Origin of the sequence: Ereboglobus sp. PH5-5 (assembly GCF_029504805.1) — a bacterium.
Lineage (GTDB): Bacteria > Verrucomicrobiota > Verrucomicrobiia > Opitutales > Opitutaceae > Ereboglobus.
The window spans coordinates 24512-37710 of sequence record NZ_JAQFIT010000017.1 but is presented as its reverse complement, the minus strand read 5'-3'; the positions used below and the strand labels follow the sequence as shown (position 1 = coordinate 37710).

The 13199-nt window shown below is 62.6% G+C and carries 9 protein-coding genes; 4 read left to right on the top strand and 5 right to left on the bottom strand.

Annotated elements, in window-relative coordinates; genetic code table 11:
• Positions 1 to 57: 57 nt before the first annotated feature.
• Positions 58 to 2319 (top strand): polyphosphate kinase 1, encoded by a 2262-nt coding sequence (gene ppk1, locus M2103_RS11525; RefSeq protein WP_277510705.1) that lies wholly within the window; start codon positions 58 to 60, stop codon positions 2317 to 2319.
• A gap of 119 nt (positions 2320 to 2438) precedes the next feature.
• Here ppk1 and ligA read toward each other — a convergent pair whose 3' ends face one another.
• The 5 genes from ligA to M2103_RS11500 form a co-directional block, all read right to left on the bottom strand.
• Entirely contained in the window at positions 2439 to 4325 is a 1887-nt protein-coding gene (gene ligA / locus M2103_RS11520; protein ID WP_277510704.1) for an NAD-dependent DNA ligase LigA, read from the bottom strand.
• Between the two features lie 269 nt (positions 4326 to 4594).
• Positions 4595 to 4834: a 50S ribosomal protein L27 gene (rpmA, locus tag M2103_RS11515; protein WP_108824681.1), complete on the bottom strand. Its 240-nt coding sequence runs from the start codon at positions 4832 to 4834 to the stop codon at positions 4595 to 4597.
• Between the two features lie 9 nt (positions 4835 to 4843).
• On the bottom strand, positions 4844 to 5158 hold the full coding sequence (gene rplU / locus M2103_RS11510) for a 50S ribosomal protein L21 (RefSeq protein WP_277510703.1): 315 nt from the start codon (positions 5156 to 5158) through the stop codon (positions 4844 to 4846).
• Positions 5159 to 5321: 163 nt separating this feature from the next.
• Positions 5322 to 5987, bottom strand: coding sequence for a chromosome partitioning protein ParA (locus M2103_RS11505; protein WP_277510702.1), 666 nt, complete (start codon positions 5985 to 5987; stop codon positions 5322 to 5324).
• An 89-nt stretch (positions 5988 to 6076) separates the two neighbouring features.
• Positions 6077 to 7015: a PfkB family carbohydrate kinase gene (locus M2103_RS11500; RefSeq protein WP_277510700.1), complete on the bottom strand. Its 939-nt coding sequence runs from the start codon at positions 7013 to 7015 to the stop codon at positions 6077 to 6079.
• 209 nt (positions 7016 to 7224) lie between these two features.
• Here M2103_RS11500 and M2103_RS11495 point away from each other — a divergent pair, with 209 nt between their 5' ends.
• The 3 genes from M2103_RS11495 to M2103_RS11485 all read left to right on the top strand — a co-directional run bounded on the left by M2103_RS11495 (position 7225) and on the right by M2103_RS11485 (position 13115).
• Positions 7225 to 7764 carry a DNA-3-methyladenine glycosylase gene (locus M2103_RS11495; protein ID WP_277510698.1) on the top strand — a complete coding sequence of 180 codons (540 nt, stop codon included), beginning with the start codon at positions 7225 to 7227 and terminating at the stop codon, positions 7762 to 7764.
• 101 nt (positions 7765 to 7865) lie between these two features.
• Positions 7866 to 8582 (top strand): TetR/AcrR family transcriptional regulator, encoded by a 717-nt coding sequence (locus tag M2103_RS11490; protein ID WP_277510697.1) that lies wholly within the window; start codon positions 7866 to 7868, stop codon positions 8580 to 8582.
• Positions 8583 to 8615: 33 nt separating this feature from the next.
• A complete protein-coding gene (locus M2103_RS11485; protein ID WP_277510695.1) occupies positions 8616 to 13115 on the top strand; it encodes an acyl-CoA dehydratase activase-related protein in 4500 nt (1499 codons plus the stop codon).
• Positions 13116 to 13199: the final 84 nt, after the last annotated feature.

Sequence of the window (13199 nt, the reverse complement as noted above, 5' to 3'; positions counted from 1 at the left end):
GGCGCGCGCGATCACTAACCTGCCGCCTCAGTTCACTTAACTTCACCAGACGCCGGAATGCAGACAAACGCACAACGCAAAAACTCTTCGCGCGCGACGGGCCAGTCCGCCGCGTCCAAGCGCCGCAAGCGCAAATCGACCGGGCGCAAACGCACGACCCGGCGCGGCGCGTATTTCAACCGCGAGCTCTCATGGCTCGCCTTCAACCGCCGCGTGCTCGACCAGGCGCGCAACGCGAAAAATCCGCTTCTCGAACGAGTGAAGTTTCTCGCCATCGTCAGCTCCAACCTCGACGAGTTTTTTGAGATTCGCGTCTCCGGCCTCATCCAACAAGTCGAGTCCGGCATCACCGAGCCGACGGCCGACGGCCTTTCGCCGAAGGAGCAGTTGCGCCGCATCCACGCGCTCGTGGCCGCGCTCGTCGAGGACCAATACCGCTGCTGGCGCCGCGAACTCGTCCCCGCGCTCGCAAAAAACGGCATCGTCATAAAAACCGCGCGCGACCTACGCCCCGCCGAGCTCGCGTGGATACAGGCGTATTTCTACGAGCAGGTTTTGCCCGTTGTCACGCCGCTCGCCATCGACCAGGCGCATCCATTTCCGCAGCTCGGCAACAAGACGCTCAACGTCCTCGTCACGCTCGCCGGGGAATCCAGCGGCGGGGAGCCCGACGACAACGAACCGCGCATCGCAATCCTTCCCGTGCCGCGCATTCTGCCCAGGCTCGTGCCCATCACGCTCGCCGACGATGAGTCGCCGAATTACATTTTCCTGAGCGAAATCATCAAGCTGTGCGCGTCCTCGTTTTTCCCCGGTTACGAAATCAGCGACACATGCGCCTTTCGCGTCACGCGCAACAGCGACCTCTACATCGACGACGAAGAGTCGGACAACCTGCTCAAGCACATCGAGGAACAGCTCCGCAATCTGCGGCGAGGCGCCGCCGTGCGCCTTGAGATCGAGGACCACGCGCCCGGCTTCATCTACCGCACCCTTTGCTCGCACCTGAAAATCGCGCCCGAATACGTTTTCCGCCTGCGCGGCCCGCTCAACCTTTTCCGCCTGATGAGCCTCACCGCCATCGACAGGCCCGAGCTCAAGTATCCCTCCTTCACACCGGTGAATTGCTCGCCGCTCGCGCTCGCAAACCCGGACATCCCCGCCGCCGGAAACACGAGGGCCAATCACACCGACAGCAAAAACATTTTCGAAATCCTGCGCGAGCAGGACGTGATGCTGCATCATCCGTATGACAGCTTCGCGCCGGTCGTCGACTTTGTTTCGTATGCCGCGCGCGATCCGCAGGTGTTCGCCATCAAGCAAACCCTGTATCGCACCAGCGGCGACTCGCCCATTGTGCGCGCGCTCATCGAGGCCTCGCGCAACGGCAAGCAAGTCGCCGCGCTCGTCGAGCTCAAGGCGCGCTTTGACGAGGCCAACAACATCCAGTGGGCGCGCCAGCTTGAGGACGCCGGCGTGCACGTCGTGTATGGCCTGGTCGGGCACAAGACGCATTGCAAATGCTCGCTCGTCGTCCGGCGCGAGGGCGACGCGCTCCGCCGCTACGTCCACCTCGGCACCGGCAATTACAACCCGAACACCGCGCGCCTCTACACCGACCTCAGCCTTTTCACCGCGCGCGAAACCATCACCGCGGATGCCGCAAACCTGTTCAACACGCTCACCGGCTTCAGCCGCTCGCCCGCGTTTGACCGGTTGATCGTCGCGCCCTTCGGAATGCACGAGCGCATGCAGGAACTCATTCTCCAGGAGGCGGCCAACGCCGCCGCCGGCCGCCCCGCGCGCATCATGGCCAAGATGAACTCGCTCGTTGACCAGGAGACGATCGACAACCTCTACACCGCCTCGCGCGCGGGCGTGAAGATCGACCTCATCGTGCGCGGCATCTGCTGCCTCGTGCCCGGCATCCGCGGACGCAGCGAAAACATCCGCGTGCGCAGCATCGTGGGCCGTTTCCTCGAGCACGCCCGCGTGTTTTATTTCGAGAACAACAACGGCGACGACATCGATTCCGCGCCGCTCATCTACGCCGGCAGCGCCGACTGGATGCCGCGCAACTTTTTCCGCCGCGTCGAGGTGCTTTATCCGATCGACGCGCCCGCGATTCGCGAATGGATAACCAGCCGCTTTTTCCCGACCGAGATGGCCGACAACGAAAACGCGCGCGAATTGCGCTCAAATGGAAACTACGCGCCCGTCGCGCACGCGCCAAACGCCGCGCTCGTTTCCGCGCAGAAAAAGTTCATGGCGGATGCGATTGCGCGCGCCGCCGACACCGCTCCAAGCCGGAGCGCGTAGGAAAAACAAACCGGCAAACGAGCCAAAACGTAGCGCGAACCACCAAGTCTGCCTTCCGTCAATCGTGCATTTTTTCCGAGGCAGGCTTGCCAGCCCGCGCCACGAACAGCGAAACCGCCCTACCGTTTGCGCGCACCGAGGCCGTGCTTGTCGAGTCGCTCGACAAGCGCGCGGTTGGCCGGGTCGGCAAGCCATGCGGCGACGCTGGCGGCGGACTTTTTGTTGACGCCCGAAATCGCGGCAAGCGAGGCCTCGTCCGCCGCGATGAACGCCGCGAGTGAATCGTATTTTTTTGCAAGCGCCCGCGCCGTCGCCGCGCCCGCGTCGGGGATGCCGAGCCCGGCGATCACGCGCCACAAATCCGCGCGGCGGCTGGCGGCGATGGAGGCGTGCAAACGCGCGGCGGTTTTTTCGCTCCTGATTGTTTTTGCAATTTGCGACGCCTCCAATTCGTAAAGGCCGGCGGCGTCGCGCACGAGGCCGCCGTCCACAAGTTTTCCAACCGTCGCCTCGCCAAGTCCGCTGATGTTGACGCATTGTTTGGACGCGAAATGCGCGATGCGGCGCTTCACCTGCCCGGCGCATTGTGTGTTGGGGCAGCGGTTCGCAATTTCATCACCGGCGTCGCCCGAGCCGACAAGAGGCGTGCCGCATTCGGGGCAATTTTTTGGAAACGAAAACGGTGCGATGGGATTCTCCGGCGAGCGCGCCTCGGTTTTCACGCGCACAATTTCGGGGATGATTTCGCCCGCCTTCTCGATCACCACAATGTCTCCGACACCGATGCCCTTGCGCACCATTTCGCGCGGATTGTGGAGCGAGGCGCGCGTGATTTTTGTGCCCGCGAGCATCACGGGCTCCAGCTCCGCGACGGGAGTGATCGCGCCGGTGCGTCCGACTTGGAGCGTGATGGCGCGCACGCGCGTCTCGACACTGCGCGGCGAGTATTTGTAGGCGATCGCCCAATTCGGCGCGGTGGAGCCCGAGCCGAGCCGGTTTTGCGCCGCAAAACCGTCAACCTTGATGACCGCTCCGTCGATCAGATACGCGAGTTGCGGACGCATGGCGGAAAGCTCGTTAATTGCCGCGAGCAGTTTTTCCGGGGAGTCGGCAACCCAGGTTTTTTCCATAACGGGCAAACCCCACGCGCGAAAGCGCGCGTGCAATTCGCCCTGGCTGGCAATGGGCTTGCGCATCCCGGCGCCGGGTTCGCACGCTCCGATGCCATAGACAAAAACACGCAGGCCGCGTCGCGCCACCTCGGCGGGATCGTGCAGCTTCATGCTTCCGGCGGCGAGATTGCGCGCGTTGGCATAAAGCGGGCGGCCCCCGGCGGCGCGTTGCGCGTTGATGCGGTTGAAATCGGCGAGCGGCATGTAGATTTCACCGCGTATTTCGATGAATGAGGGCAGGCCGTTGCCGTCGTCAACGAGCTGCTCGGGCAGCGCGCGCGCGGCCCGCACATTGGCGACAATGTTATCCCCTTCCGCGCCGTCGCCGCGCGTGACCACCTGGGTGAGTTTTCCGTTTTCATAAACGATGTTGATGCCCGCGCCGTCGATTTTTGGCTCGACGACATATTGAAGCGTGGCGACCGCACCGGGCGGGGACGCGAGCTGCTTGCGGATTTTCCGGTCGAAGGCGCGAACGGCATTCTCGTCATAGGTGTTTTCAAGGCTGAGCATGGGCGCGATGTGCGAACGGCGCTTGAAAAAACTGTCGTGCCCGTCGCCTGCGACACGGCGCGTGGGCGATTGCCTGGAGGCGAGCGCGGGATTGGCGGCCTCGAGTTCGCGCAGCTCGCGTTTGAGCGCGTCGTATTCGGTGTCGGAAATTTCCGGCGTGGCGGATTTGTAATAAAGGTCGTCGTGGCGCGCGATCTCGGCACGGAGTTGCTCGATGCGCGCGGCGTCATCGCTGGCGATGAGCGCGACCGGTGCGAGCAAGAAAACAAACAACAGCAGCGACAATTTGGACGCAAGCAGGCGAAGCGGGGGGATGTGCATGGGGAGGACGGGGGTTAACCCCGAGAATGGAAAGGGTTGCCGCGAAGTCGAGCCGTTTCGCCAAGCGCGCCGGGAATCGCGGGTGCCGGTGAAAAAAGTGCAAAACGCGGCGATTGGCGGACTGTCGCTATCGCTTGAAACGGCGAAACCGCCCTGCCCGCAAGCCCGCAAAGGATGGGCGAGCCAACCCCGCAAAATAAAAAAACGCAGCCCTCGGGCTGCGTTTGAAATGGGTTGCGCGTGTTGCGCGGATGCTTCGCGTTTACGTCTTATTCGACGGAGACCTTGCGGTGCGGCTTGTCGTAAACGACCTTGCCGTCCTTGAGGGCGAAGAGCGTCCAGTCGCGGCCGGTGCCGACATTGCGGCCGGCGTGGAGCTTGGTGCCGCGCTGCCGGACGATGATGTTTCCGGCAATAACGGACTCGCCGCCGAATTTCTTCACGCCGAGTCGTTTCGAATGGCTCTCGCGTCCGTTGGAGGATGTTCCCTGACCTTTTTTGTGCGCCATGACTGTTCCTTATGCTTTGATTGATTCGATTTTGATCACGGAGAGTTCCTGGCGGTGGCCTTGTTTGCGCTCCATGCCTTTGCGTTTCTTTTTCTTGAAGACGACGATTTTATCGCCGCGCTTGTTTTCAAGGATTTTGGCGGTGACGGTTGCGCCTTCAATGAGAGGCGTGCCAACGCGGAAAGAATCGCCTTCGCCGACGGAGAGCACCTCTTTGATCTCAACCGTGTTACCGGCTTCTGTCTTGGGATAGCGGTTGACGACGAGGATGTCGCCTTCGGTCACGGCGAACTGCTGTCCTTGCGTTTTAATAATGGCTTTCATGTGAAAATAAAAGGTCGGAATAAGAAGCCCGGCGCAAACGGTAGCAAGGATTATTTGCCAAAAACATCAGAAAAGCCGTCCGCCGCCCCTTTTTGAGGGACGCGCGGCGGCGTTTTGGGCATTTTTGGATCCCCGCCGGTTTCGCACCGGTTGCGTTTGCGGGTTATTGGCCTTCCGTCTCGGCGTTTTTCATTTCAACGCTGAGGTTGTAGTGCGAACGGCGCTTGTAGTCGGTGTTGTAAACGGCGCGATCCTCGTATTCGGCCCGGGTCTTGGCGACCACGGTTTGGGCCTGTTCGCGCTCGACGGCCTGCTGCGTCTGAAGCGCGGCGAGACGGGCGGCCTCGCGGTCAGCGGCGGCGCGCTGGGCGGCCTCGGCGGCGGCAAGTTTTTCGAGGGTGGCCTTGCGGGCGGCCTCGGCGGCGGCGGCTTCCCTCTCGCGCTGCTCGGCAATGCGGCGGGCTTCGCCGATGGCCTGCTCCTTTTCCTTGGCGAGGCGGGCGCGCTCGGCGGCGGCGAGGCGGACTTGTTCCTCGGCGTTGCGGCGGGCGGCCTCGGCGGCGGCCTGTTCGGCGCGCAAGCGGGCGATTTCACGCTGGGCGGCCTCGGCTTCCTGCTTGGCCTTGAGGTCGTTGAGGCGGGCGGCCTCGGCGGCGGCTTCCGCGTTTTTCTTGGCCTCGGCGAGGGCGCGCTCATGGGCGGCCTGTTCGTCCGCGATGCGTTGTTCAATAAGTGCTTTCTCCTTTTTTGTCTGATGGCTTTGGTAACCAAAGTAGCCTCCGACAAGCAGGGCGATGATGATGACGGCTGCGATTACGGCTTTGTTCATGGCTGTTTTTTAACGGTTGAGTGTTGGTTGTTGGTGAGAATTTAAAGTTTGCCCGATTTTTGTGTCAGACCGGAAAGTCGGCGGTTGGTTCAGTCCTGTTTTTCGTTTATCTCTGCAAGGGTTGAGGTTGAGGCGTTGGCCGAGGCGTAAGGTATGGCGTTTGCAACCGCGTCTGCGAGTGAAAAATGACGGTTTTTGAGATTATGCAGCAACACGGCAAAGAGCACGTCGCCGGAACCGGTCGCCGAAACTTCGCGGATTGCCGGCGGTTGATGCGAACCGGGGACGGGGGCGCGTCCGTCCGCCGGGGTTCCGGCATGCCACACCGGACCGGGTCCGTCGGTAATCACCCAGGCGCGAACGGGCCAGTTGCGGCACGCGGCGGCAAGCCGGTCAGGCATCGGGCTGGACGGAGAAAGCGCGCGCGCCAGCTCCGGGTTTTTCACGGAGGCGCATAGCTGGTCGAATTCGTTGCGATTGATTTTCACGAGCGCGACCGGCTCATTGACGAGCCACGCGAGCGGCGGCCCGTAGGTATCGACAAAGACATTGCCGTGCGCAACGCGCCGGACAATCGCCTCGCGCAAAAGCGCGCCCGCGGGCGCGAGCAAACCGGGAAAACTGCCGCAAATGGCGAGCGAGTGCGAGGGCGGTTGCGCGTCGAGCCACGCGGCGCATTCGGCAAACGCGGCCTCGCCGGGCTCGACATCGACGCCGAGAAAAGTCGTCTCGGCGCGATCGGGCGCGCGCACCACCGTGCCGCTGCGCGTCGGAGCGCCCGCGCGAAACGCATGATGCGGAAGGCCGCGCGCCTCCAGCCAGCGCAGGCATTCATCACCCGTTTCGCCGCCGGCGAAACAGACGGCGAGCGTGGGCGCGCCGAGGTTCGCGAGCATTTTCGAGACATTGATGCCCTTCCCTCCGACTTGAAACGACTCCGCCGTGGCACGCTGCGTCCCGCCCGGTTGCCACGAGGCAAATTCGAAAGTGCGTTCAGCAAGGAGGTTTCCGGTAAGCGTGATGATCATTGGGAATTATTGCGCGGCGCGGCGCCGATTTTTGCGGGCAATACAAGACATGCTTCACGAGGAAGCCAAGCCCGGGCATCGCGTCGGTGTTGAAACACGGACGCGTTTTGACATGAAGGATGCGTTGACGCAAAAATGTGACTGAATCAGTGGACTGAACGCGCATGGGCAAATCAATCAAAGCGAAACCAAACCGGGCAGGCAACGTGATGTCTCCCGAGGCATTGCGTTGCAAGAACACCGTCTCCCTAGCCCGCCGACTCATTGGCAAAACACTCGCCCGTCGCCTGCCCGGCGGCGAAACTCAACGCGCCATCATCACCGAGACCGAGGCCTACCACGGCGAAACCGACCTCGCCTGCCACGCATCGAAAGGCCGCACCGCGCGCACCGATGTCATGTATCGCGCCGGCGGCGTCTGGTATGTTTATCTCTGCTACGGCGTGCACGAAATGCTCAACCTCGTAACCGGCCCCGAAGATTTCCCGAGCGCAATTCTCATCCGCGCCGCGGGCGGAGTCACCGGCCCCGGACGCCTGACCAAGGCCCTCAAAATCAACCGCGCGCTCAACGGCGCCTGCGCCTGCGATCCCGCCAGCGGCCTCTGGATCGAGGACACACCGGCGCCGGTTCGCGCATCCCAAAAACAAATACTCATCACCCCGCGCATCGGCATCGACTACGCCGGTCCCGTCTGGTCGGCCAAGCCGTGGCGGTTCGTCCTCAAGGGCAATCAGCCCGAAAAGTAAGCCAAAAGGCGCGTTTTTTGCCTGCAAGATTTGTTTGACAAACATGTTTGACACAGGTGTCAAAATACGTCTCCTTCGCCACCTCTTTACAAAAGCACCGGATGACCGAACAGACCATACTTCACGCCGCAAAGACCGTTTTTCTCCGCAAGGGACTCGGCGCCACCACCATGCAGGATATCGCCGCCGAGGCGAAAATCTCGCGCACACTCCTGCACTATTACTACCGCAACAAGGACACCCTTTTCCGCGCCATCCTCGACAGCGCCGTCGGCGAGTTCATCCCCAAGGTCGCCATGCTCATCGAGCTCGACATCCCGCTCATCGAAAAAGCCGGCCTGCTCGTGGACGGCTACCTCGCGCTCCTGCTCGAGGACCCGCTCCTGCCGCATTTCATGGTGATGGAAATCCAGCGCGACCCGCGCGTGCTCGTGCAGCTCTTCCGCGACAAGCGCGGCGAGTTCGGCGAGGTCTCGCGCCTCAAGGCCCAGATCGGCAAGGAGCTTTGCATCGAGGGCGACACCGACGCCGCGCTCGCGCATATTTTCACGAGCCTCTACGGCATGCTCATTTTCCCATTCCTCGCCAAGCCCGCGCTCGACGAGGTTTTCTTCGACAACAACCCCGACGCCTTCCGCGCGTTCATGATGGAGCGCAAGCCCTACATCGTTTCCATGATGCAAACCCTGTTTGCGTCGATGAAACGCGCCGCGGCCACATCCGCCGTGCCGGCGTCTTCCTCCGTAAAAAACAAAACCGCGCGCGCAAAAACGAAGGTGGCGGTTTCCGGACGCAAGGCCGCCCGCGCCGCCGCCTGACCCCCAACTCAACCACATCTGCATCCACAAGCCATGAGCACGGCTAACACAGTTGCACCCGCGGACAAACCAGCACCCTCGCTTTTCGCCGGCCTCGACGTCGGCTCGACCACGCTTAAAATCGTCATCACCGATTCCGAGGGCGAAATCCTCTTCACCGATTACCGGCGCCACAACGCCGACGTGCCCGCCGCGTTGCGCGCGGCTTTCGCGCAGGCGCGCGACACGCGCATCGGCAACGCCCCTGTCTCGCTCACCGTCACCGGCTCGGCGGGCATGGGACTCTCGGAAACCTACCGCATCCCGTTCATCCAAGAGGTCGTCGCCGCGGGCGAGGTTGCCCAGCGCCGTTATCCCGACATCCGCACGCTCGTCGACATCGGCGGCGAGGACGCGAAAATGATTTTCTTCTCGCCCGGCCGCGCGCCCGACATCCGCATGAACGGCTCCTGCGCCGGCGGCACCGGCGCGTTCATCGACCAGGTGGCCACGCTCCTCGGCTGCGAAGTTTCCGAGCTCAACGAACTCGCCAAAAACTCAACCGCCCTGCATCCCATCGCCTCGCGCTGCGGCGTGTTTGCCAAGACCGACATCCAAAATCTTCTCGCGCGCAACGTCTCCAAGGCCGACATCGCCGCGTCCGTGTTTCACGCCGTCGCGCTGCAACTCGTCACCTCGCTCGCGCGCGGACGCGAAATCGCGCCGCTCACGCTCCTGTGCGGCGGCCCGCTCGCGTTCATCCCCGAGCTGCGCAAGGCCTGCCTCAAGGTCATGGGCCTCACCGACGACGATTGCGTCGTGCCCGACGCCGCCGCGCTCATCCCCGCGCTCGGTTGCGCGCTCGCGACCGACACCCCGCGCCTCGCAATCACCATCGACGAACTCCTCGCGCGCTTCGCCAACACCACGCGCGCCGGACGCCCGCTCCTCAACGGCCAGCCGCTCCGCGTGCTCTTCGACAGCGCCGCCGAACACGAAGCCTGGAAAATCGAAAAGCAACGCTACGCGCTTCCGCGCGCACACTTTGCCGACCTGCCCGAGAACGGGGAAATCTACCTCGGCATCGACTCCGGCTCCACGACGACAAAAATCGTCGCCACCGACGCGCGCGAAAACGTCCTCCACACCTTCTACGAAAAAAACTCCGGCGATCCGCTCGCCGTCGTCGCCAAGGGCCTCGCCGGGCTCAACGCCGCCGCCATCGCCGCCGGACGCCCCGCGCTCCGCCTCGCCCGCGCCGCCGTCACCGGTTACGGCGAGGACCTCATCAAGGCCGCGTTCAATTTCGACAGCGGCCTCGTCGAGACCATCGCGCACTACCTCGCCGCGCACAAACTCAACCCCGAAGTCACCTTCATCCTCGACATCGGCGGTCAGGACATGAAAGCCACGTTCATCGAAAACGGCTCCATCGTCCGCCTCGACATCAACGAAGCCTGCTCCTCCGGCTGCGGCTCCTTCATCGAAAGTTTCGCCAACACCCTCGGCCAGACCGCCGCGCAATTCGCCACCTCCGCCTGCACCGCCGAGTATCCCTGCGACCTCGGCACGCGCTGCACGGTGTTCATGAACTCGAAGGTCAAGCAATCGCTCCGCGAAGGCTCCACGTTGCCCGACATCGCCGCGGGCATTGCCTACTCCGTCGTCAAAAACTGCCTCTACAAAGTTCTCAAATTAAAAAACGTGGACGACCTCGGCGCGCACATCGTCGTCCAAGGCGGCACCATGCGCAACCACGCCGTCGTCCGCGCGCTCGAGCACCTCACCGACCGCGACGTCGCCTTCGCCGACATGCCCGAACTCATGGGCGCGTATGGCGCCGCCATACACGCTTCGCGTGCAAATCCCAAATCCCAAGTTCCAAATTCCAAAGGATCGGATTTTCACCCTTCACCCTTCACTCTTCTCTCTTCTTTAGCCCATCCCGCCACCTCCACCACCGAGGAAACCACCTGCCCCGGTTGTGAAAACAAATGCGTTGTCCGCAAATACACCTTCGCAAACGCGAACACATTTTTCTCGGGCAACAAGTGCGAAAAAATCTTCACCAACCGCGGAGCCGACACCCGCAAAGGCGAAAACATCTACGCCTTCAAATACAGCAAACTCTTCGGACGAACCGCGCCGTCACCCGCGGCCGGAGCAATCGAAAATCGAGAATCGAAAATCGAAAATCCCATCACCATCGGCATCCCGCGCGCGCTCAATTATTACGAAAACTACCCCTTCTGGCACGCGCTCCTCACGCACGCCGGAATGAAAGTCACGCTCTCCTCGCGCTCGACCTTCGAGCTCTACGGCAAAGGCGTGCACACCGTCATGTCGGACAACATCTGTTTCCCCGCGAAACTCGTCCACGGACACATCTACGACCTCATCGCGCGCAAAGTTGACCGCATCCTCATGCCCTTCGTCGTCTACGAGGAGCAGGAGGACAAGAACGCCGTCAACACCTACAACTGCCCCATCGTCACCGGCTACTCCGACGTCATCCGCAGCGCCATCAACCCCGAGGGCAAGCACGGCATCCCGCTCGACGCGCCCACGCTCAGCTTCCGCGACCGCAAACTCCTCGAACGCGCCTGCCGCGACTACATGACCAAGACGCTCGGCGTCGCCCCGCGCGTCTTTGAGCGCGCCTTTGCCGCCGCGCTCGCCGCGCAAACCGAACACTTCCGCACCCTCGCCGAAAAAGCCCGCGCCATCGCCGCGCGCGCCGCCTCCGAAAACCGCGTCACCATCCTCCTCGCCGGACGCCCCTACCACGCCGACCCGCTCATCCAGCACAAAGTCGCCGACATGATCGCCGGCTTCGGCGTCGATGTGATTTCGGAAGACCTCGTGCGCCTCGACGACGACACCGACGCCGGCGGCCCCGGCAGTGTCCGCCAATGGGCCTACACCAACCGCATCCTCAAATCCGCTCGCTGGGTTGCCGAGGCGCCCTCGAACGTGCACTTCGTGCAACTCACCTCCTTCGGCTGCGGCCCCGACGCGTTCATCATCGACGAGGCGGGTGACATCCTCCGCCGAAACGGCAAGAGCCACACCATTCTAAAAATCGACGACATCAGCAACCTCGGCTCGCTCCGCCTGCGCATCCGCTCTCTCGTCGAAAGCCTCGCGTATCGCGGCGAATCCCCTCGGGGAGCACACGCGTCTCGCGTGTCGTGTTTGGCGTCTCGCCAAACACCATCCGGCGACGAGGGCGGGCCGCCCTCGCCAGCACGCGAGACGCGTGCGCTCCCCACGCAATCCACCCAACCCCTCACCACGCCCATCTTCACCGAGGCCGACCGGCATCGCACGATCCTCCTGCCGTTTTTCTCGGAAGTCTATTCGCCCTTCATCCCGATGCTTCTCGGGCTCATGGGATACAAATGCGAAGTCATGCCGCCGAGCGACGCCGCCTCGATCGACTTCGGCCTCAAATACGCCAACAACGAAGTCTGCTACCCAGCCACGCTCGTCGTCGGCGACATCGTCCGCGCGCTCAACAGCGGCAAATACAAACCCGACGAAATCGCCATCGGCATTAGCCAGACCGGCGGACAATGCCGCGCGTCAAACTACATCGCCCTCATCAAAAAAGCGATGATCGCCACCGGTCACGGCAACATCCCCGTCGTCTCGCTCGGCACATCGAGCGGCGCGGTCTCGAACACCCAGCCCGGTTTCAAACTCAAGCTCCTCGGCAACCTTAGCGAAATCATCGGCTCGGTTTTCTACGCCGACCGCATCTCGCAGATGTATTACGCCTCCGTGCCCCGCGAACGCGAACCCGGCTCCGCCGCGCGCCTCCGCGACGAATACATCCAGGCCGCCATCGCCCGCGTGGCGGTGCGCGACACCAAGGCGCTCTACCGCCTTCTCGCCGAGGCCGCAGCCGACTTCAACGCCATCTGCGACCACGACCGCCGCGTCCCCCGCATCGGCATTGTCGGCGAGATATACGTTAAGTATAATTCCATCGGAAACAAAAACGTCGTCCAATGGCTCATCGACCAGGGCGCCGAGGCGGTGGTGCCCTCCGTCGCCACGTTCTTCCTCCAGGAATTCCCGAATCACCGCACCAACATCGAGCAGCACCTCAAGCACAAGCCGCGCATCCCGTTTTTGGACACGGCGGCCTTCGCGCTCATCCGCCGCGTCGAGAAAAAGTTCGACCGCGCCGCCTCGTCCTTCGCGTATTTCCACCCCTCGCACAACCCCTACGAGCAGGCCAAGTCGGCCTCGCGCGTGCTTAACCTCGCCTCGCAATACGGCGAAGGCTGGCTGATCCCCGCCGAGCTGGCCGGCTTCGCCGAGCGCGGCGTGATGAACGCCGTGAGCCTGCAACCCTTCGGCTGCATAGCGAACCACCTCGTGTCAAAAGGAATAGAAAAACGAATCCGCGACCTCTATCCCGACATGAGCCTCCTCTTCCTGGATTTGGACAGCGGCGCCAGCGAGGCGAACATGATGAACCGCCTCCACTTCATGCTCCAAAACGCCCGCAACCAAGTCGAGCAGGCCGCCGCAGTTTCTGTGTGATGTGCCGTAAGGCGTAATGAGAAGAATCAACACCGATCTCCTTAGGTTTTATTTTTCTACAATTTAATATCGCCAGTTGTGATT

Bases quoted from the DNA above. Each gene is read 5' to 3' on its own strand.
- ppk1 (WP_277510705.1), top strand. From the start codon at position 58: ATGCAGACAAACGCACAACGCAAAAACTCTTCGCGCGCGACGGGCCAG.
- ligA (WP_277510704.1), bottom strand. From the start codon at position 4,325: ATGCACATCCCCCCGCTTCGCCTGCTTGCGTCCAAATTGTCGCTGCTG.
- rpmA (WP_108824681.1), bottom strand. From the start codon at position 4,834: ATGGCGCACAAAAAAGGTCAGGGAACATCCTCCAACGGACGCGAGAGC.
- rplU (WP_277510703.1), bottom strand. From the start codon at position 5,158: ATGAAAGCCATTATTAAAACGCAAGGACAGCAGTTCGCCGTGACCGAA.
- M2103_RS11505 (WP_277510702.1), bottom strand. From the start codon at position 5,987: ATGAACAAAGCCGTAATCGCAGCCGTCATCATCATCGCCCTGCTTGTC.
- M2103_RS11500 (WP_277510700.1), bottom strand. From the start codon at position 7,015: ATGATCATCACGCTTACCGGAAACCTCCTTGCTGAACGCACTTTCGAA.
- M2103_RS11495 (WP_277510698.1), top strand. From the start codon at position 7,225: ATGTCTCCCGAGGCATTGCGTTGCAAGAACACCGTCTCCCTAGCCCGC.
- M2103_RS11490 (WP_277510697.1), top strand. From the start codon at position 7,866: ATGACCGAACAGACCATACTTCACGCCGCAAAGACCGTTTTTCTCCGC.
- M2103_RS11485 (WP_277510695.1), top strand. From the start codon at position 8,616: ATGAGCACGGCTAACACAGTTGCACCCGCGGACAAACCAGCACCCTCG.